This is a genomic window from Microbispora sp. H11081, assembly GCF_012999535.1.
GTDB lineage: Bacteria > Actinomycetota > Actinomycetes > Streptosporangiales > Streptosporangiaceae > Microbispora.
The window spans coordinates 471951-490233 of sequence record NZ_JABBWV010000002.1 but is presented as its reverse complement, the minus strand read 5'-3'; the positions used below and the strand labels follow the sequence as shown (position 1 = coordinate 490233).

Annotated in this window: 17 protein-coding genes; 9 read left to right on the top strand and 8 right to left on the bottom strand. The window is 71.8% G+C overall.

All coding sequences use genetic code 11. From position 1 onward, the window contains the following. Positions 1–21: 21 nt before the first annotated feature. On the bottom strand, positions 22–750 hold the full coding sequence (locus tag HHX31_RS07300) for an amino acid ABC transporter ATP-binding protein (protein ID WP_169946335.1): 729 nt from the start codon (positions 748–750) through the stop codon (positions 22–24). A 104-nt stretch (positions 751–854) separates the two neighbouring features. On the opposite strand from HHX31_RS07300, the gene HHX31_RS07295 reads away from it, so the two are divergent. Genes HHX31_RS07295 through cpt form a run of 3 tightly spaced genes read left to right on the top strand, consistent with a single transcriptional unit; the run spans position 855 to position 3284 of the window. Next, positions 855–1997 (top strand): ROK family protein, encoded by a 1143-nt coding sequence (locus HHX31_RS07295; protein ID WP_211589374.1) that lies wholly within the window; start codon positions 855–857, stop codon positions 1995–1997. Between the two features lie 20 nt (positions 1998–2017). Next, positions 2018–2737, top strand: a complete 720-nt coding sequence (locus HHX31_RS07290) for an HAD hydrolase-like protein (RefSeq protein ID WP_169946333.1) — start codon at positions 2018–2020, stop codon at positions 2735–2737. Positions 2738–2747: 10 nt separating this feature from the next. After that, entirely contained in the window at positions 2748–3284 is a 537-nt protein-coding gene (cpt, locus tag HHX31_RS07285) for a chloramphenicol phosphotransferase CPT (protein ID WP_311931645.1), read from the top strand. Here the strand turns inward: cpt and HHX31_RS07280 are convergent. From HHX31_RS07280 to HHX31_RS07260, 5 genes are all read right to left on the bottom strand, one after another. Next, complete coding sequence (locus HHX31_RS07280; protein WP_169946331.1) at positions 3259–4488, bottom strand: NAD(P)/FAD-dependent oxidoreductase; 1230 nt, start codon at positions 4486–4488, stop codon at positions 3259–3261. The genes cpt and HHX31_RS07280 overlap by 26 nt on opposite strands. Positions 4489–4579: 91 nt before the next feature. Further along, entirely contained in the window at positions 4580–5524 is a 945-nt protein-coding gene (locus HHX31_RS07275; RefSeq protein WP_169946329.1) for an RNA polymerase sigma-70 factor, read from the bottom strand. A gap of 48 nt (positions 5525–5572) precedes the next feature. Continuing rightward, a complete protein-coding gene (gene glpK, locus HHX31_RS07270) occupies positions 5573–7090 on the bottom strand; it encodes a glycerol kinase GlpK (protein WP_169946327.1) in 1518 nt (505 codons plus the stop codon). Positions 7091–7162: 72 nt separating this feature from the next. After that, on the bottom strand, positions 7163–7987 hold the full coding sequence (locus tag HHX31_RS07265; protein WP_169946325.1) for an MIP/aquaporin family protein: 825 nt from the start codon (positions 7985–7987) through the stop codon (positions 7163–7165). Between the two features lie 138 nt (positions 7988–8125). Continuing rightward, a complete protein-coding gene (locus HHX31_RS07260; RefSeq protein ID WP_169946323.1) occupies positions 8126–8392 on the bottom strand; it encodes a hypothetical protein in 267 nt (88 codons plus the stop codon). A 163-nt stretch (positions 8393–8555) separates the two neighbouring features. On the opposite strand from HHX31_RS07260, the gene HHX31_RS07255 reads away from it, so the two are divergent. Both HHX31_RS07255 and HHX31_RS07250 read left to right on the top strand, forming a co-directional pair. Further along, positions 8556–9227: a bifunctional 2-polyprenyl-6-hydroxyphenol methylase/3-demethylubiquinol 3-O-methyltransferase UbiG gene (locus HHX31_RS07255; RefSeq protein WP_169946321.1), complete on the top strand. Its 672-nt coding sequence runs from the start codon at positions 8556–8558 to the stop codon at positions 9225–9227. 97 nt (positions 9228–9324) lie between these two features. Next, positions 9325–10554: a PP2C family protein-serine/threonine phosphatase gene (locus HHX31_RS07250; protein ID WP_169946319.1), complete on the top strand. Its 1230-nt coding sequence runs from the start codon at positions 9325–9327 to the stop codon at positions 10552–10554. A 61-nt stretch (positions 10555–10615) separates the two neighbouring features. Here the strand turns inward: HHX31_RS07250 and HHX31_RS07245 are convergent, their stop codons facing one another. Further along, complete coding sequence (locus tag HHX31_RS07245) at positions 10616–12013, bottom strand: PHB depolymerase family esterase (RefSeq protein ID WP_311931644.1); 1398 nt, start codon at positions 12011–12013, stop codon at positions 10616–10618. A gap of 116 nt (positions 12014–12129) precedes the next feature. After that, entirely contained in the window at positions 12130–13335 is a 1206-nt protein-coding gene (locus HHX31_RS34160; protein WP_249345688.1) for a ricin-type beta-trefoil lectin domain protein, read from the bottom strand. A 638-nt stretch (positions 13336–13973) separates the two neighbouring features. Between HHX31_RS34160 and HHX31_RS07235 the strand changes: the two genes are divergently transcribed. From HHX31_RS07235 to HHX31_RS07220, 4 genes are all read left to right on the top strand, one after another. Further along, positions 13974–15407 carry an endo-1,4-beta-xylanase gene (locus tag HHX31_RS07235; protein WP_169946317.1) on the top strand — a complete coding sequence of 478 codons (1434 nt, stop codon included), beginning with the start codon at positions 13974–13976 and terminating at the stop codon, positions 15405–15407. A 295-nt stretch (positions 15408–15702) separates the two neighbouring features. Continuing rightward, positions 15703–16602, top strand: coding sequence for a sulfotransferase (locus HHX31_RS07230; protein WP_169946315.1), 900 nt, complete (start codon positions 15703–15705; stop codon positions 16600–16602). Positions 16603–16613: 11 nt separating this feature from the next. Continuing rightward, positions 16614–17774, top strand: a complete 1161-nt coding sequence (locus HHX31_RS07225; RefSeq protein ID WP_249345686.1) for a glycosyltransferase family 4 protein — start codon at positions 16614–16616, stop codon at positions 17772–17774. A 160-nt stretch (positions 17775–17934) separates the two neighbouring features. Then, on the top strand, positions 17935–18072 hold the full coding sequence (locus HHX31_RS07220; RefSeq protein WP_169946312.1) for a hypothetical protein: 138 nt from the start codon (positions 17935–17937) through the stop codon (positions 18070–18072). Positions 18073–18283 lie beyond the last annotated feature (211 nt).

The window sequence follows — 18283 nt, the reverse complement described above, 5'->3', positions numbered from 1 at the left end:
GGGGTCCACCATCCTTTGCGATCAGTGCGTGAGTACCTTGGCCAGGAAGTCCCTGGCCCTGTCGGTGCGGGGCGAGTCGAAGAAGGCGTTCGGCTCTCCCGTCTCGACGATCCGGCCGCCGTCCATGAACACCACGCGGTCGGCCGCGCGGCGCGCGAAGCCCATCTCGTGGGTGACGACGACCATGGTCATGCCGTCGGCGGCCAGGCCCGTCATCACGTCGAGGACCTCGCCGACCATCTCCGGGTCGAGTGCCGAGGTGGGCTCGTCGAAGAGCATGACCTTGGGCCGCATGGCGAGCGCGCGGGCGATGGCGGCGCGCTGCTGCTGGCCGCCCGACAGCCGCGCGGGCTGCTTGCCGGCCTGCTCGGCGATGCCGACCCTGGCCAGCAGTTCGCGGGCGGTCCGCTCGGCCTCGGCGCGGCTCACGCCGCGCACCTTCGTCGGCGCGAGCATCACGTTCTCCAGCACGGTCTTGTGCTGGAAGAGGTTGAAGTTCTGGAAGACCATGCCCACGTCGGCCCGGAGCCGGGCCAGCGCGCGGCCCTCCCCCGGCACGGGAACGCCGTCGACGAGGATCTCGCCCGAGTCCGCCGCCTCCAGCCGGTTGAGGCACCGGCACAGCGTCGACTTGCCGGACCCGGAGGGCCCGATCACCACCACGACCTCCCCGCGCGCCACGTCGAGGTCGACGTCGTGGAGCACGTGGTGCTCGCCGAACCACTTGTTGAGGCCTCGTACCCGGATCATCGCCAACTTCCTTCGAAATCGAAGACAAGCCGGACCGTAATGGATGATTCTGGGCGAAGTCAACGCAATGGCGCATAAAGTCAAGACGTGGTATCTCTTCCTCCATGCCAGGCAAAGAGACGTTGCCGGTGCGGGGGGCGCAGGGCGACCTCCTGCGCCTCGTCGCCGCGGGCCACGCAGAGTCGCGCGCCGAACTCGCCCGCCTGTCCGGCCTGGCGGCCTCCAGCGTCTCGCTGCGTGTCGAGGAACTGATCGGCAGCGGGCTGCTGGTGGAGGAGGGCGCGGGCACGTCCCGCGGCGGCCGGCGACCCCGGCGGCTGCGGCTCAGCCCCCGCGCGGGCCTGCTCGCGGTCGCCGACCTCGGCGCGCACCACGCGCGGCTCGGCCTCCTCGACCTCAGCGGAACCCCGCTGGTGGTCGAGGAGCGCCCCTGCGACATCATGGACGGACCCGAGGCGACCATCGACTGGATGGCCGGCGCGTTCGAGGACATGCTGGCCGCGCACGCCCCGCCCGGGGTCCCGCTGCGCGGCGTCGGCACCGGCGTCCCCGGGCCCGTCGACCCCGCCACCGGCCGGGTGGTCGCGCCCTCGCGCATGCCCGGCTGGAACAACTTCCCCGTGGCGGAACGCCTCGCCGCGCACTTCGGCCTGCCGGCGCTGGTGGAGAACGACGCCAACCTCATGGCGGCCGGGGAGGCCAGGGCGTGGCCCGGGTGCGAGACGCTGATGGTGCTCAAGGCCGGCAGCGGCATCGGCTGCGGCGTCATCGTGAACGGCGCGCTGCACCGGGGGCGCGGCGCGGCCGGGGACATCAGCCACGTGCGGGTCAGGAGCGACTCGTCGGTCACCTGCTCCTGCGGGCACGACGACTGCCTTGAGGCGTACGCCAGCGGCGCGGCGCTGATGAGCGTGCTCGCCGAGCAGGGCATCGAGGTGCGCAGGCCCGCCGACGTCGTCGCGCTGGTCGAGGACGGGGTGCCGGAGGCCACGGCCCTGGTGCGCAACGCCGGCCGGCTCATCGGCGAGGTGCTGACGGTGCTGGTCAACTTCGTGAACCCGGACGCGATCGTGATCGGGGGCGGCCTGTCCGCCGCCGAGCCGCTGATCTCCGCCATCCGCGCGGCCGTCTACGAGCGGTGCCTCCCGCTGGCCACCCGCGACCTGGAGATCTCCACCACCCGGTCGGGCCCCGACGCCGCCCTGCTCGGCGCCGGTTCCCTGCTGCTCGACGCCGTGCTCGCCTGAACCGAAGGGACGCCCCGCACGTGACCCGGTACTGCCTGTTCGATCTCGACGGCACGCTGACCGATCCGGAGACCGGCATCGTCGCCTCGCTGCGGCACGCCCTGTCCGCGGTCGGGATCGCCGAGGTCGAGCACGGACGGCTCCGCTCCATGATCGGCCCTCCCCTCCAGGACGGCCTGCTCCGGCTCGGCGTGCCGCGGGACCGTGTCGCCGACGCGATCGACGCGTACCGGGAGCGCTTCACCGCGGGCGGCATGTTCGAGAACGAGGTGATCCCGGGGATCCCCGCCGTGCTGGAGGCTCTCGTCGACGGCGGCTGGACCCTGGCGGTGGCGACGTCGAAGCCGGCCGTCTTCGCCGCGAGGATCCTCGACCACTTCGGCCTCGACGGCTACTTCACGTACGTGGGCGGGGCGACGCTGGACGGGTCGCGGCGGCACAAGGCGGACGTGGTCCGCCACGCGCTCGCCGTGCTGGCCGCCCCGCCGGAGGCGGCCGTCATGGTCGGCGACCGCCTGGAGGACGTGGCCGGCGCCGCCGCCTGCGGCGTCCCGTGCGTCGCGGTGACGTGGGGGTTCGGCGAGGCGGCCGAGTTGGAGGCGGCCGGCGTCGTCGCCATGGTTGACACCCCCGCGCGCCTACTCGACGTGCTCTCGCAGACCGCCGCGGGCGGCCCAGGCGGCGGCCCAGGCGGCGGCACGGCGGGAAACGGCCGCGCGCCCGCGCGGCCCGGCCTCTAACGTGGAGGCCGTGGCGACCCAGGTGATCGTGCTCAACGGCGGATCGAGCGCGGGCAAGTCCTCGCTCGCACGGCACCTGCAGGCCGTGCTGCCGCGACCGTGGCTGACCTTCGGGGTGGACTCGCTCATCGAGGCGATGCCCCGGTCGATGCAGGACACGGACGGCGGAATCGAGTTCGCCCCCGACGGCGCCGTGGACGTCGGGCCCGAGTTCATGGCGCTGCAGGCGGCGTGGATGGAGGGGATCGCCGCGACGGCCCGCGCCGGAGCCCCGGTGATCATCGACGACGTGTTCCTCGGCGGAGGCGCGACCCAGCGGCGCTGGCGGCGCGCCCTGCGCGGACTGGACGTCCTGTGGGTGGGCGTCAGGTGCGACGCCGCGGTCGCCGCCGCGCGCGAGACGGCACGGGAAGACCGGGTCCCGGGAATGGCCGAGGCCCAGGCGGGCGTGGTGCACGAGGGCGTGGTCTACGACCTGGAGGTGGACACCACGCACACCGGGTCCCCGGCCTGCGCGAAGATCATCGCGGCCCACGTGACGGCGTAGGCGCCTCGCGCTCTACGCCGGCCTCCCGGCCACCGGGCTCTGCCCGCCGCAGGGTGACGGGACGGCGCCGGACCGGCAACCCGAACGTCGGGTGGGCGACGCCCCAGGCGGCGCCCCTGCAGACCACTTCCTTGTAGACGGCGGCGAGCCGCCCGGTGAGGGCCGCCCCCACGGCGCGGTCGTCGGCGGTGACGTACTGGATCAGGCCCTCCTTCCTGCCCAGTGAGACGCACTGGTTGAAGTAGCGGACGCGCGTGCCCGGGAGCTTCCCGCCGGTCAGGCGCGCCGCGATCGCGTCGGCGGCCAGCCAGGCGGCCGGGATGCCCGAGGCGCACGACATGCGCAGCGGCTTGTTCCCCGGGCCCAGCGCCATGGCCGCGTCGCCGATGGCGTACACGTCCGGGTGGGAGACCGAGCGCATGGTGCCGTCGACCACGATCTGGCCGGTGCCGGTGACCTCCAGACTCGTGGCCGCGGCGATCGGATGGACCGCGAAGCCGGTGGCCCACACGGTGACCGCGGCGGGGACTGCCCCGCCGCCGGCGGTGAGCACGCGGCCGGCTTCGACGCCGGTGACGGTGGTGTGCTCGTGCACGGTGACGCCGAGCCCGGCCAGGACCTTCCGCAGGTGCCCTCGGCCCTTGGGGGACAGCCAGTCGCCGAGTGCTCCGTCGGCGACGACGGCGACGTCGAGGTCCGCGCGGGCCTCGGCGATCTCGGTGGCGGCCTCCAGTCCGGTGAGGCCGCCACCGACGACGACCACCGTCTGCCCGGCGCCGAGGCCGGCCAGGCGCTCGCGCAGCCGGAGTGCTCCCGGCCGGCCGGCCATCTCGTACGCGTGCTCGGCGGCCCCGGGAACACCGTGGTCGTTCCAGCCGCTGCCGAGGGCGTAGACGAGCGTGTCGTACCCGATCTCGCTCACGCCGGACCCGGCCGCGACCGTGACGGTCCTGCGGTCGACGTCGACGCCGGTGACGGTCGCGAACCTCAGGCCGACGCCCGTGCCCGCGAACATCTCGCCGAACGGCCGAGGCCTGAGGTCCTGGCCGGTCGCCACCTGGTGCATGCGGACGCGTTCGACGAAGTCGGGCTCGGCGTTGACGAGGGTGATGGCGACGTCCTCGCGGCGGAGCCGCCTGGCCAGGCGCCCGGCGGCGACGGCTCCGGTGTATCCGCCTCCGAGGACGACGATGCGGTGCTGCATACCCCTGCTCCTGTCTCCCGTGGTCGCCCCTTGAACCGGACGGCTCGCGATTTCCTGACAGGAACGCGGTGTGACGTGCCTCACACCGCGATCAGAGGGCCTTGAGCAGCGGCTCCCCGTGCTCGGCGGCCGCCCAGCGCGCGGTCGCCCGTTCCAGCTTGTCGGGATTGACCTGGCTGCGGACCGCGGCGATGCCCCCGGCGGTGACCTCCAGGCACATGACGCCGACGACCCGGCCGTCCACGACCACCACGGCCGCGGGGTCGCCGTTGGCGGTCCAGACGTAGACGTCGGGCGAGCCGCCGACCAGGGCCCGCTTGGCCTCGGCCGGTCTGAACAGGCCCCGCAGGAACTTCGCCACCGCGACCGCGCCCTTGAACGCCTTGGCCCTGGCGGGGACCTTCCCGCCGCCGTCGCCGACCGCGACGGCGTCCTCGGTGAGCAGGCGCACGAGCGGCTCGATCCGGCCGCCGTCCGCGGCCGTCAGGAACTCCTCGACGATCCGCCGGGCGGCCTCGCGGTCGACCTCGGTGCGGGCCCTGCCGTCCGCGACGTGCTTCTTCGCGCGGCTGAGCAACTGCTGGCTGGCCGCCTCGGTGACGCCGAGGATGTCGGCGATCTCGCGATGGGGGCAGCCGAACGCCTCCCGGAGCACGTACACCGCCCGCTCGTACGGCGACAGGCGCTCCATGAGGGTGAGGACCGCGTACGAGACCGATTCGCGCTGCTCGGTGGTGTCGGCAGGGCCGAGCATCGGGTCCCCCGCGAGCAGCGGCTCGGGCAGCCACTGGCCCACGTAGGTCTCGCGACGCGCCCGCGCAGAGGCGAGCTCGTTGAGACACAGGTTGGTGAGGACCTTCGTCAGCCAGGCCTCCGGCACCTCCACGCGGTCGGCGTCCGCCGCCTGCCACCGCAGGAACGTCTCCTGCACGGCGTCCTCGGCCTCTGCCGCGGAGCCGAGCATGCGGTAGGCGATGGCCTCCAGGCGCGGCCTGAAGTCCTCGAACCGGTCGACGTGGTGCGCGGCCAGGGGCATGACCCGATCCTAGATCACGCCCCCGGACGCCCCCGGATCCAGGCGGGCTCAGTCGACGTCGACCCAGTCGAGCGTCCGCTGGACGGCCTTGCGCCAGCCCGCGTAGCCGCGCTCGCGCCGCTCGTCGCTCCATGTGGGCTCCCAGCGGCGGTCCTCGTGCCAGTTCCGCTTGAGGTCGTCGGTGGACTTCCAAAAGCCCACGGCCAGCCCGGCGGCGTACGCGGCGCCGAGCGCGGTGGTCTCCGCGACGACCGGCCGCGACACCGGGACGCCGAGGATGTCGGCCTGGAGCTGCATGCACAGCTCGTTGGCCGTCACGCCGCCGTCCACCCGCAGCACGTCGAGGACCACCCCGGAGTCCTGCTCCATGGCGGCGACCACGTCCTTGGTCTGGTAGCAGATCGACTCGAGCGTGGCGCGGGCCAGGTGGGCGTTGGTGTTGTAGCGGGACAGGCCGACGATGGCGCCGCGGGCGTCGGAGCGCCAGTACGGCGCGAACAGGCCGGAGAAGGCGGGCACGAAGTAGACGCCGCCGTTGTCCTCGACCTGCCGGGCGAGCGCCTCGCTCTGCGCCGCCCCGGAGATGATGCCGAGCTGGTCGCGCAGCCACTGCACGGCGGAGCCGGTGACCGCGATCGACCCCTCCAGGGCGTACACGGGCTTGGCCGAGCCGAACTGGTAGCAGATCGTGGTGAGCAGCCCGTGCCGGGAGCGCACGAGCTCGGTGCCGGTGTTGAGCAGCAGGAAGTTGCCTGTGCCGTAGGTGTTCTTGGCCGTGCCGGGCTCGAAGCACACCTGGCCGACGGTCGCCGCCTGCTGGTCTCCGAGGTCGCCCGACAGGGGCACCTCGCCGCCGAGCGGGCCGCCCGCGCGGGTCACGCCGTACAGGCCGGGGTTGGAGGAGGGCCGGATCTCGGGGAGCATGCTCCTGGGCACGCCGAAGAACGACAGCAGTTCGTCGTCCCAGTCCAGCGTCTCCAGGTTCAGAAGCATGGTGCGGCTGGCGTTGGTGGGGTCGGTCACGTGCGCGCCGCCGTCGGCGCCGCCCGTCAGGTGCCACAGCAGCCAGGTGTCGGTGGTGCCGAAGATCGCGTCGCCGCGCTCGGCGGCCTCGCGCACGCCGGGGACGTTCTCCAGGATCCATTGGATCTTGCCGCCGGAGAAGTAGGTGGCGGGCGGCAGTCCCGCCTTCCGCCGGATCACCTCGCCCCTGCCGTCCCGCTCCAGCGCGGAGGCGATGCGGTCGGTGCGGGTGTCCTGCCAGACGATGGCGTTGTAGTAGGGGCGGCCGGTGCGCCGGTCCCAGACGACGGCCGTCTCGCGCTGGTTGGTGACGCCGAGCGCCGCGAGGTCGGACGCCTGCAGCCCGGCGGTCCGCATCGCGGTCTCGATCACCGCCCGGGTGCGCTCCCAGATCTCGGTGGGGTTGTGCTCGACCCAGCCCGCCTGCGGCAGGATCTGCTGGTGTTCCAGCTGGTGGCGGGCGACCTCGTTGCCCCCGTGATCGAAGATCATGAAGCGGGTGCTGGTCGTCCCCTGGTCCACCGCTCCGACGTACTCTGCCATTCTCCTTGCGCCTCTCGTCTCGTGCGGGCCTCGCGCGTGCCTCGGCGAGGCAGGATCGCGGGACCCGCGTGATCAGCCGGTCCGCCCTGCGGGCTCCGGCGTGCGGCCGGGCTCGGGCGCGTCCGCGCGCGGCAGGAAACGGGCGACCAGCAGCCGGTAGAGCCCGGCGCCGGCCACGCCTCCGGCCAGCGGGCCGGCGATCGGCACCCAGAAGTACAGCCCGCCGTACTGGTCGCGGAAGGCCGAGCCGTAGCCCGTGAGGAACGAGGCGAGGCGCGGGCCGAAGTCGCGCGCGGGGTTGATGGCGTAGCCGGCGTCGGTCCCCCACGCCATGCCGATGACGACCACGAGCAGGCCGATGACGACCGGCGCGAGGTTGGCGAGCGGCGGAGAGTTGCGCTCCTCCGAGATCACGAAGATCAGGAACACCAGGATGGCCGTGCCGATGACCTGGTCGCGCAGCGCCCCCCATTGGGTGACAGGCAGCGTCCCGTTGCCGGGAAGGGTGGAGAACACCCCCTGCGTCTTGATCGTGAGCCCGGGGTCCACCATCGTCAGGACCTCGTTGTAGTTCCACCGGACCAGCAGCGCCGCCACGAAGGCGCCCGCGGTCTGCGCCAGCGCGTACGGCAGGACCTTCCGCCACGAGAAGCCCTTGAAGACGGCGAGGGCGAGAGTGACCGCCGGGTTGAGATGGGCGCCGCTGATCCGGGCGGCCGTGTAGACGCCGAGCGTCACCCCCAGGCCCCACGCCCACACGATGGTGTCGTGGTCGCCGATGCCGCCCGCCACCACCTGGGCCACCGCTCCACCGCCGAGCAGGATGATGATCGCCGTCCCCGCGAACTCGGCCGAGAGCTCGCCCAGCAGTCGCGGGCCGCTTCGCCCCTGCGCCATCCGTCCCCTCCCCGGCCGCCGCCCGTCCTCCCCGAAGTGCCGTGCGCGCTTCCGGTCGTCCGGACGCTAGACGCCTCCCTGAGACGCCGTCAACGGATGATCGCCGGCGCCCGCCGGAGCGCGCGGCCGGGCGGGAGACTACGACGTCGGGCCGATGTCGGGCTCGGGCTCGGGCATCGCCGACTCGTCGCCCGTCGCGGGCGGCGTCTCGGCGGCCGGCGTCTCGATGTCGGAAAGGTCGCCGATCATCTCCTCCAGGCCGCCGTCGTCCGGCTGGGGCGTCAACGGCTCGGGCGAGTCGCCCCTCGCGTCCTGTGCTCCGGATCTCTCCGCCACCACGTCCGCGTCTCCTCCCACGTGTCCTGCCTGGTGTCCGCCGGTCCCCCCGGCCTGCGGATCGTGCATGACCGCTCACCTGCCCCCGTCGTACGGCCTTCATTCATCCTCGCAAAGGCCCGTCACGCGTACGGCCCGGCCTTCCCGCACGGCCTCCCGCACAGCCTTCGACTGAGCGGGCGGCCCGATTCGTGAGAGGCTTCCGCTGGAACCGAGACGGGCGGGGAGAGCGATGACCGGCGCCACGGAGGAAGAGCAGCGCGAGTACGTCCGGCGGCTGGCCGCCGCGCACGTGGAGAAGGGCGATCCGCTCGGCTGGTTCGAGCCGCTCTACTCGGCGGCGGAGCGGGGCGAGGCCCTGGTGCCCTGGGCCCATCGCGTGGCCAACCCGCACCTGGTCGAATGGGCGGGCGGCCGTTCCGGCGAGGGGCGCACGGCGCTGGTCGTCGGGTGCGGCATGGGCGACGACGCGGAACACCTGGCCGGGCTGGGATGGGCGGTGACCGCCTTCGACGTGTCGCCCTCCGCCGTCAGGGCCGCCAGGAGCCGCTTCCCCGAGTCCTCCGTCGACTACGTCGCCGCCGACCTCCTCGCCCCGCCGCAGGAGTGGCGGCAGGCGTTCGACCTGGTGGTGGAGATCTACACGGTGCAGGTGCTGCGCGGCGAGCATCGCGAGCGGGCCGTCCGCACGGCCGGCTCGCTGGTCGCCCCCGGCGGCACGCTGCTGGTCGTCGCCCGCGCGCGGGAGGAGGACGAGCCGGTGGGCCGCATGCCCTGGCCTCTCACCCGCGCCGAGGTCGACGCGTTCGCGAGCGGCGGGCTGCGGCCGGTGCGGGTGCGGGACGTGTACGACGACGCGACCCCACCGCTGCGCCGCTGGGTCGCCGAGTTCATCCGTCCGTGACGTGATTCCTTACCCAAGTCGTTCTCCCGATCCCGCATTCGCCTTGCGCGTCATGCGGCATGGTGGGTAGGTGAAGCGAGGCGACGGGGGTGGGCCTATGGAGCGCGTCCCCGGTTCCCCGGACCAGGGGCTGCTGCGGGCCCTGGCCGGGATGCTGGACGACAGCCATCTGGTGGCGTTCGAGGACATCCCTTCGCTGATCGGCAGGTACGGACGCCTGGCGGGCTTCAAGGAGATCGGCGTCTACCTGACCGATCTCCGGGAGAGAGTGCTGCGCAGGTTGCCCGGCCCGGGCGAGCAGGACGCCCGGCCTGGAGAACTGGGGATCGACACCACCCTCGCCGGGCGGGCGCTGCGGGAGGTGCGGGCGTTGCGCGGCGGCCCGGAGAACGGCGGCCCGGCCTCCTGGTGGGTCCCCATGCTGGACGGCACGGAGCGCCTCGGCCTGCTGCGCATGACCCCGATGTCGGAGGACGACGGGCTCGAGGACCGCATGCGGCACATCTCCTCCCTCGTCGCGCTGATCGTGGTGAGCAAGCGTTCGTTCAGCGACCGGCACGCCCTTCTCGTGCGGAGCCGCCCGATGAACGTGGCGGCCGAGATGCTGTGGAACCTGATGCCGCCGCTGACGTTCGCCACGCCGGCCATGACGATCGGCGCCGTGCTGGAACCGGCGTACGAGATCGGCGGCGACGCCTTCGACTACTCCACCTCCGGTTCCCGCGCGCACGTCGCGATCTTCGACGCGATGGGCCACGACGTGTCGGCCGGGCTGACCGCCAACCTCGCCGTCGCCGCCTGCCGCAACCACCGCAGGCAGGGCATGGACCTGGTGCGCAACAGCGAGGCGATCGAGAGGGTCCTGATCGAGGAGTTCGGCCGGGGCGACCGCTTCGTGACGGCGGTCATCGGCGACCTCGACCTCGAGACCGGCGCCTTCACCTGGGTCAACCGCGGCCACCACGCGCCGGTGCTGATCCGCCACGGCCGCTGGACCTCCACCTTGACCTGCCCGCCCGCCCACCCGATGGGGCTCGACCTCGGCCTGCCGGTCACGCTGTGCCGCGAGCAGCTCGAACCCGGCGACCGGATCCTGCTCTACACCGACGGCATCACCGAGATGCGCAGCCCCGACAGCGGCGAGTTCGGCCTGGGCCGGTTCGTCGAGTTCGTGATCCGGCAGAACGCCGCGGGGCTGCCCGTGCCCGAGACGCTGCGCCGCCTGATCCGCACCGTGCTCGATTACCACGGCGACCAACTGCAGGACGACGCCACCGTGCTGCTCGTCGAGTGGCACGGCAACGCGCACGAGAAGCTCAGCCCCTGAGGCCCGTACGGAGGAAGCCTCCGGTGCGGGAGGGGCCGCATCGGAGGCTTCCCGGAGTGACCTATCTGGTCCAGGTCCACTTCTGGTTGGTGCCGCCGTGGCACGAGTAGAGCTGGAGCTTGGTGCCGTTGCCGGTGCCGGCTCCGGTCGCGTCCAGGCAGAGCCCGGACTGGACGCCCTGGATGCTGCCGTCGGAGTTCACGCGCCACTTCTGGTTGTCGCCGCCCCAGCAGCCGTAGATCTGGACCTTGGTGCCGTTGCCGGTGCCGGCCGCGTCCAGGCACTTGTTGCCGTACACGCGGATCTCACCGGACGAGGTGGACGCCCAGGTCTGGTTGGTCTGGCCGTTGCAGTCCCACAGCTGCACCTGCGTGCCGTCCGCGGTGCTCGCGCCGGTCACGTCCACGCAGCGGCCCGAGGCGACACCCTTGATCGGCCCGCTGCCGCCGCCGGTGGTGGGGGACGCGCTCGGGCTCGGGCTCGGAGACGGGTTGCCGCCGGACGACGGGCTGGGTGATGGGGACGGTGTGGTGCCGTCGAGTCCGAGGAAGGAGATGGCGTAGGCGAGCTGGCCGTTCATCGGGAGTTGGTGGCCGATGCCGGAGATGCTGATGCCTTCGACGGTGGCCTGGGTGCCGGTGTTGCCGTAGCGGGTGCGGGTCCAGGACGACTGCGGCTGGTCGGTGTAGGCCGGGGTCTGGCTCAGGCCGTTGAGGTTGGTCCACTGTTTGATCTCCTCGCCGAAGTTGGGGTAGGCGAGGGTGGTGTCGGTGGTGCCGTGCCACAGTTGCATGCGGGGGTAGCGGCCGGTGTAGCCGGGATACATGGCGCGGGCCTGGTCGCCCCACTGCTGGGCGGTCTTGATCAGGTTGCCGCCGGAGCACTGGCTGTTCCACAGGGATCCGTTGGTGGTGGCGAAGCATCCGGCGGGCACGCCGGAGAAGGCCGAGCCGGCGGAGAACACGTCGGGGTACTGGGCGGCCAGCACGTTGGTCATCATGGCGCCGGAGGAGAAACCGCTGACGACGATGCGGGCGGGGTCGACGTTGTAGCGCTGGCGGGTGTAGGTGACCATCGACATGATGGCGGTGGAATCGCCGCCGCCGTCGCGCCGCAGGGCGGCGGGGGTGGACACGTCGAAGCACTTCTCGCTGCGGGTGGCTTCGGGGACGACGATGATGTAGCCGTAGCGGTCGGCGGCGGTGACGTAGTCGTGGCCGTTGCCGTTGAAGATGGCGCCGGCCGATCCGCCGCAGTAGTGGACCAGGACCAGCAGGGCCGGCCGGGCGGCGACCCGGTCGGGCACGTACAGGTACATGTTCAGGTTGGTCGGGTTGTTGCCGAAGCCGGTGATGCGGGTCAGCGACGCGGCCGTGGCCGGCTGGGCCGCCAGGAGCATGCTCGCGATCACCACAGGCAGGGCGGCGGCCGCCAGGATCGCTCTGAGCCTACGTTTCACACCATGTCCTTCCGTCGTGTGTGGCCGGGTCCCTGGGCGGCCAAGGGGGCGGGGTGGGCCGCCCAGGGACCCGGGAGCGGCCCGGGGGGCACGGGCCGCGCCGAGGAGGGCTCCGCTCAGCCGCGGGCCCACTTCTGGTTGTCGCCGCCCCAGCAGGAGTAGAGCTGGATCTTGGTGCCGTTGCCGGTGCCGGCTCCGACGGCGTCCAGGCACAGCCCCGACTGGACGCCCACGATCGTGCCGTCGGAGTTCACGCGCCACTTCTGGTTGTCGCCGCCCCAGCAGCTGTAGATCTGGACCTTGGCGCCGTTGCCGGTGCCGGCCGCGTCCAGGCACTTGTTGCCGTACACCCGCAGTTCCTGGGCCGAGGTCGACGTCCAGGTCTGGTTGGTCTGGCCGTTGCAGTCCCACAGCTGCACCTGGGCGGCGTCCGCGGTGCTCGCGTTGGCGACGTCCAGGCAGCGGCCGGAGGCCACTCCCCTGAACGCCCCGCTGCCGCCGCCGGAGGTCGGAGTCGCGGTCGGGCTGGGGCTCGGGTTGCCGCCCGACTGGCCGATGCTGCCGGGCACCGTCTGCAGCGCGGCGTACCAGGCGGCGGCCATCTTGTCGTAGCCGTTCGCGGTCGGGTGGATGCCGTCGATCAGGTCGCCGGTGGTCAGCTTGCTGTGCATGTCGACCAGGTGGACGCGCTTGCCGCTGTTGACCTTGGACTGCACGATGCCGGGGATCGCGGAGTTGAACGTCCTGGCCGCCGACTCCTGCCCGGAGTTCGACAGCGGGATGATGGTCGCGACGAACACGTCGGCGTTCGGCGCCGCCGCGGTGATGCGGTCGATCAGCGTGGAGAGCCGCTGCGGCGCGCCGGACACGTTGTAGTTCTGCAGGATGTCGTTGGTGCCGATGTGCAGCAGCACGGTGCGCGGGGTGTAGGACTGCATCCAGCGGGTGATGTTGGCGTCGATTTGGTCGATCCGCCAGCCGGGGTGTCCCTCGTGGTCGTGGTCGCCGAGGCTGGACGGCCCGTTGAACTGCGACCCGACGAAGTCGATCGTGTAGCGGCCGGAGGCCAGCCGCTGCCACAACCCGATCCGGTAGCCGCCGGGCACCTGGGTGCCCTCGGTGATCGAGTCGCCCAGCGGCATGACCCGCACTCCGCCGTTGGACTCGGCGCTCGCGACCCCCGGCGCCGTCGCCACGACGGTCACGGACAGGATCGCGGTGGCCACGGACAGGACCGCGGTGGTGAGCAGGCGGCGCCACCGCCTCCAGCCGCGGGTGCGCGGGCTCTCCGTGGAGTCATGCCACATTGTTATCGCTAACATCAACAGCTGCCCAGCCTTTCCGGGGACGGCGAGGGTGAATGGGGGGTGAGTCTGGAATGGCGGCGCGACCCCGAGGGGGGGGCCGGTGCCACAAGGCGTGGTCCGTAGCGTCGACTCCACGGAGTTGTTAGCGCTAACAGAACACGGCGGACGCTGCTCCTGTTCTCACGACGGCCGGTTGGTGGTGGTGCGCCGGAGCAAATACGAGGCGGGAGGCTCCGTCAAGAGCCCGGGCGCGCCCGGTTCCGCCGCCGCGCGATCCGGACGTCCGCCTATCAGGAGCTATCTCCCACGCCCGCGCCACGTACGGCGCGGGCGGCGGGGTGAAAATTTCATCGGCGGCGCGTCTCACGCTGTGAGACGCCTGCCCTGTTCTCCATGGCCCTGCCATCGGCCGGAGGCGACGCGGAGCACGCACGGAGGAGCTGGTCTCCGAAAGTTTCAAGGCCACCTTGACACATTTCGGCGAGGTTTCCAGACTGAGTCCCCGAGAGGCGGTCTCCCCTTGCCAGATCGGTGGTGAAGCGGCAGGGGGTAGCCGTCCGCGACGCCCTCGTGGTGTGCGTCCCGGCTGTGGGACGTGGTGCCGATCCCGCGGATGTCCCCGCTTTCCGTGATTCAGTTGTGGAGGCTCAGGCATGGATAGGAACGCCACCCCCTCAGATCGGCCACGGCGCTTACGCGGCCGCGTGCTGCTCGCCGGCGCCCTCGGCGCGCTCGGCGTGATCAGCGCCGTGACGGTGTCGGTTCCCGCCGGCGCGGCGGAGAGCACGCTGGGTGCGGCCGCCGCGCAGAGCGGGCGCTACTTCGGCACCGCGATCAGCACGAGCAGGCTGGGCGACTCGCAGTACACGACGATCGCCAACCGTGAGTTCAACATGGTCACGGCCGAGAACGAGATGAAGATCGACGCGACCGAGCCGAACCAGAACCAGTTCAACTTCACCCAGGGCGACCGCGTCTACAACTGGGCCGTGCAGAACGGCAAGCGGGTCCGCGGCCACACGCTGGCCTGGCACAACCAGCAGCCCAACTGGATGCGGAACCTGTCCGGCAGCGCGCTGCGCCAGGCGATGATCAACCACATCAACGGCGTCATGAGCCACTACAAGGGCAAGATCTACGCCTGGGACGTGGTGAACGAGGCCTTCGATGACGGCAACGGCGGTCGTCGCGACTCCAACCTGCAGCGGACCGGCAACGACTGGATCGAGGTGGCCTTCCGCACCGCGCGGGCCGCCGACCCCGACGCCAAGCTCTGCTACAACGACTACAACATCGACAACTGGTCCTGGGCCAAGACGCAGGGCGTCTACAACATGGTCCGCGACTTCAAGTCCCGCGGCGTGCCGATCGACTGCGTCGGCCTGCAGTCGCACTTCAACAGCCAGAGCGCCTACAACAGCAACTACCGCACCACGATCTCCAGCTTCGCCGCCCTCGGCGTCGACGTGCAGATCACCGAGCTGGACATCCAGGGCGGCTCGGCCCAGACCTACGCCAACGTGGTCAACGACTGTCTGGCCGTGCCCCGCTGCACCGGCATCACCGTGTGGGGCGTGCGTGACAGCGACTCCTGGCTCGGCGCCAGCACCAGCCCGCTGCTGTTCGACAGCAACGGCAACAAGAAGGCCGCCTACACCTCGGTGCTGAACGCGCTCAACGCGGCCACGCCGAACACGTCGCCCAGCCCCACCCCGCCGGTCAGCCCGAGCCCGAACACCTCGCCCAGCCCCACGCCGCCGGTGAGCCCCTCCCCCGGGACCTCGCCCCTGCCTGGCGGGTGCAGCGCGACGATCCGTACGGTGAACTCCTGGCCCGGAGGCTTCCAGTCGGAGGTCACAGTCCAGGCCGGCAGCTCGTCGGTCAGCGGCTGGACGGTGAACTGGAGCTGGTCCGGCTCGCAGTCCATCACCCAGCTGTGGGGCGGCCTCACGTCCGGCTCCGGCTCCTCGGTGACCGTGCGCAACGAGTCGTGGAACGGCTCCATCGCGGCCGGTGCGTCCACCACCTTCGGCTTCACCGCCAACGGCAGTGCGGCCACCCCGACCCTCACCTGCACCAGGGCCTGATCTGCGGCCCCTGATCTCTGGCCCCCTGATCTCTGGGGCCTGATCCCTGGCGACCACACCGGATCCGGTTCGGACGACATGTCCGGCCGGATCCGGTTCGCGTTTCCGGACCCGAACGCCGGGTGGAGGGCCTGGAGGGGCGGCCCCTGCGGCGAGACGCCCACCTGGACGCCGCCCGCCGGTGGCTGACCGCGCCGAGGCAGCGGATCGCCTGGTGACAGGTGGTGGGGTCACAGGTGACCCTTGGGGTTGATTCTCAGGGAATTCCCCGGAAGCACCGGTACATTCGCGAGCCATGACATGGCAGCGGAGGATCAACGGCGCACTCGTCAGGTTCACAGGAGTCCAGCTCACCCGCGTCCGGCCCGCCACGTCGTCGCCGCCGTCGCCGCAGACCCCCGCCCCGGCGCCCGCTCCCGAGGAACTGGTGCGTCCACCGGCCGATCCCCGCACCGACCGCCTCCTGACCGCCCCGGTGTTCGTCATCTCCCCGGTGCGGTCCGGCTCCACCCTGCTGCGGTCGATCCTGAACGCCCACCCCGACCTGCACGCCCCGCATGAGCTGCACGTCCGGCGGCTGACCGTCGGGTTCGGCACGCCGCTGGCCCGCAAGGCCATGGAGGCGCTCGGCCACAACCAGGCCGACCTGGAGCACATGCTGTGGGACCGGGTGCTCCACCGCGAACTCGTACGCAGCGGCAAGCGGACCATCGTGGACAAGACCCCCGCCAACGCCTTCGCGTACGCCAGGATCGCCGCCTGCTGGCCCGATGCCCGGTTCGTCTTCCTGCTGCGCCACCCCGCCTCCATCGCCGCGTCCTGGTACGAGGCCGACCCCGTCAAGCGCACCCGGGAGGAGGCCGCCGCCGACGCGCTGCGCTACATGAAGGCCGTGCAGCGGGCCAAGAAGGCCCTCACCGGCCTGACCGTGCGCTACGAGGACCTGACCGGGGAGCCGGAGAAGACGACCCGCGCCATCTGCGAGTTCCTCGGCGTCGAGTGGGAGCCCGGCATGCTGGCGTACGGCGAGCAGGAGGTCGTGCGGAAGGGCCTCGGCGACTGGAGCGACAAGATCAAGTCGGGCACGGTGCAGCCGGGGCGCGACCTGCCGGGGCCGGACGAGATACCCGATCTGCTCAAACCCATCTGCCGTAGCTGGGGCTACCTCCCCCGTGAGGAGGGCCGGCGCGGATGAGGATCCGATACATGCTCCTACACGCCTACGGCATGGGCGGCACGATCCGCACCGTGGTCAACCAGGCGAACGCGATGGCCGCGCTCGGCCACGACGTGGAGATCATGAGCGTGGTGCGCCGCCGCGAGGAGCCGCAGTTCAAGCTGCATCCCGCCGTGACCCTCGGCACGCTCGTGGACCAGCGGGCCGGGGTCCTGACCGACTCCCTCGGCCGCCGGGTGTGGCGGCGGCTGCGCGGCAAGATCGTGCCCTACGGCGAGTTCGCGGCGGGCTACTTCACCGAGCGGGTGGAGAAGGCGGTCATCGACTACGTCTCCTCTATGGACGACGGCGTCCTCGTGACCACCCGCCCGGCGCTGAACCTCATCTCCGCGCGCCGCACCCCCAAGAGCGTGGTGCGGGTCGCGCAGGAGCACATGAACCTCGGCACCTATCCCGCGACGCTGCGCGAGGAGATCCTCAAGCACTACGGGGCGTTCGACGCGATCACCGTGCTCACGCCCAGCGACCAGCGCGACTACGAGCGGGCGCTGCCCGGCACGAGGATCGTGCGGATCCCGAACGCGGTCCACTCAGTGAACCAGGCACCGTCCCGGCAGGAGCACCCCGTGGTGGTGGCCGCGGGACGCCTGGTCAAGCAGAAGGGCTTCGACCTGCTGCTCCCGGCGTTCGCCCAGGTGGTGAAGGAACATCCGGAGTGGCGCCTGCGCGTGTTCGGCACCGGCCCGAAGAAGGCCGCCCTGCGCGCGATGATCGGCGAGCACGGCCTGGCCGGGCACGTGACGCTCATGGGCAGGACCAACCGCCTCGACGACGAGCTCGCGCGGGCCTCGATCTACGCGCTGAGCAGCCGGTTCGAGGGCCTGCCCATGGTCATGATCGAGGCGATGACCCACGCGTTGCCGATCGTGGCCTTCGACTGCCCGACCGGTCCGGGCGACGTGCTCACCGACGGGACCGACGGCGTCCTGGTGCCCGCCGAAGACGTGGACGCCCTGGCCGCGGCGCTCAACCGGCTCATCGCCGACCGCGACCTGCGGCTGCGCATGGGCGCCGCCGCGGCGGTCACCGCCATGGAGTACGCGCCGGAGAACGTGATGCCCCAGTGGGACGCCCTCTTCTCCGAGCTACTCGGCGCCAAGACGGGCAGCGGCACGCACGCGCCACGCTGACCCGGCCGGCCGCCCGCCCCCGCGCGGGGACGGAAAGGCGCTCGACCCGCGATGACGCCGGTCAAGCGCCTTCCGTCCGATCGGCCCGCGCCAGCCGTCGTCGTCCGGCGCCCAGGGGCTGATGATCAGGATCGGGGCCCGGTGGCCGTCGACTTGGCCGGTGCCGACCTGGGAGTCGTCCTCGACGACGAAGATCGCCGAGTCCTTCCAGTGCTCGCTGTGCGAGACCTCGTCCACGATCCTGCCCGTACGCCACGTCGAGGTCGACCCCGTCGAGTGCGGCCACGTCGCCGAATGACTTCGTGATCCCACGAGCCCGGACTGCCGGGCTCCTGCGTTCGTCGGCTGTTCCCATTCGTGTCCTTCCTCGGCAGCCGGCACCGATCGCGGGTTCGGTGATCGGTACGACAGCGAGAAAATTAGCCCCGCTGCGGACGCCGGACGGTGTGCATCCTGACAACAGTGGGTTTACGCACAGTAAACAAAGATCGCGAACGGCGGGGGACTTG

What these genes read in the sequence shown, in the direction of transcription:
- HHX31_RS07300 (WP_169946335.1), bottom strand. Translation starts at nt 750, where the DNA reads ATGATCCGGGTACGAGGCCTCAACAAGTGGTTCGGCGAGCACCACGTG.
- HHX31_RS07295 (WP_211589374.1), top strand. Translation starts at nt 855, where the DNA reads ATGCCAGGCAAAGAGACGTTGCCGGTGCGGGGGGCGCAGGGCGACCTC.
- HHX31_RS07280 (WP_169946331.1), bottom strand. Translation starts at nt 4,488, where the DNA reads ATGCAGCACCGCATCGTCGTCCTCGGAGGCGGATACACCGGAGCCGTC.
- HHX31_RS07275 (WP_169946329.1), bottom strand. Translation starts at nt 5,524, where the DNA reads ATGCCCCTGGCCGCGCACCACGTCGACCGGTTCGAGGACTTCAGGCCG.
- glpK (WP_169946327.1), bottom strand. Translation starts at nt 7,090, where the DNA reads ATGGCAGAGTACGTCGGAGCGGTGGACCAGGGGACGACCAGCACCCGC.
- HHX31_RS07265 (WP_169946325.1), bottom strand. Translation starts at nt 7,987, where the DNA reads ATGGCGCAGGGGCGAAGCGGCCCGCGACTGCTGGGCGAGCTCTCGGCC.
- HHX31_RS07260 (WP_169946323.1), bottom strand. Translation starts at nt 8,392, where the DNA reads ATGCACGATCCGCAGGCCGGGGGGACCGGCGGACACCAGGCAGGACAC.
- HHX31_RS07255 (WP_169946321.1), top strand. Translation starts at nt 8,556, where the DNA reads ATGACCGGCGCCACGGAGGAAGAGCAGCGCGAGTACGTCCGGCGGCTG.
- HHX31_RS07250 (WP_169946319.1), top strand. Translation starts at nt 9,325, where the DNA reads ATGGAGCGCGTCCCCGGTTCCCCGGACCAGGGGCTGCTGCGGGCCCTG.
- HHX31_RS34160 (WP_249345688.1), bottom strand. Translation starts at nt 13,335, where the DNA reads ATGTTAGCGATAACAATGTGGCATGACTCCACGGAGAGCCCGCGCACC.
- HHX31_RS07235 (WP_169946317.1), top strand. Translation starts at nt 13,974, where the DNA reads ATGGATAGGAACGCCACCCCCTCAGATCGGCCACGGCGCTTACGCGGC.
- HHX31_RS07230 (WP_169946315.1), top strand. Translation starts at nt 15,703, where the DNA reads ATGACATGGCAGCGGAGGATCAACGGCGCACTCGTCAGGTTCACAGGA.
- HHX31_RS07225 (WP_249345686.1), top strand. Translation starts at nt 16,614, where the DNA reads ATGCTCCTACACGCCTACGGCATGGGCGGCACGATCCGCACCGTGGTC.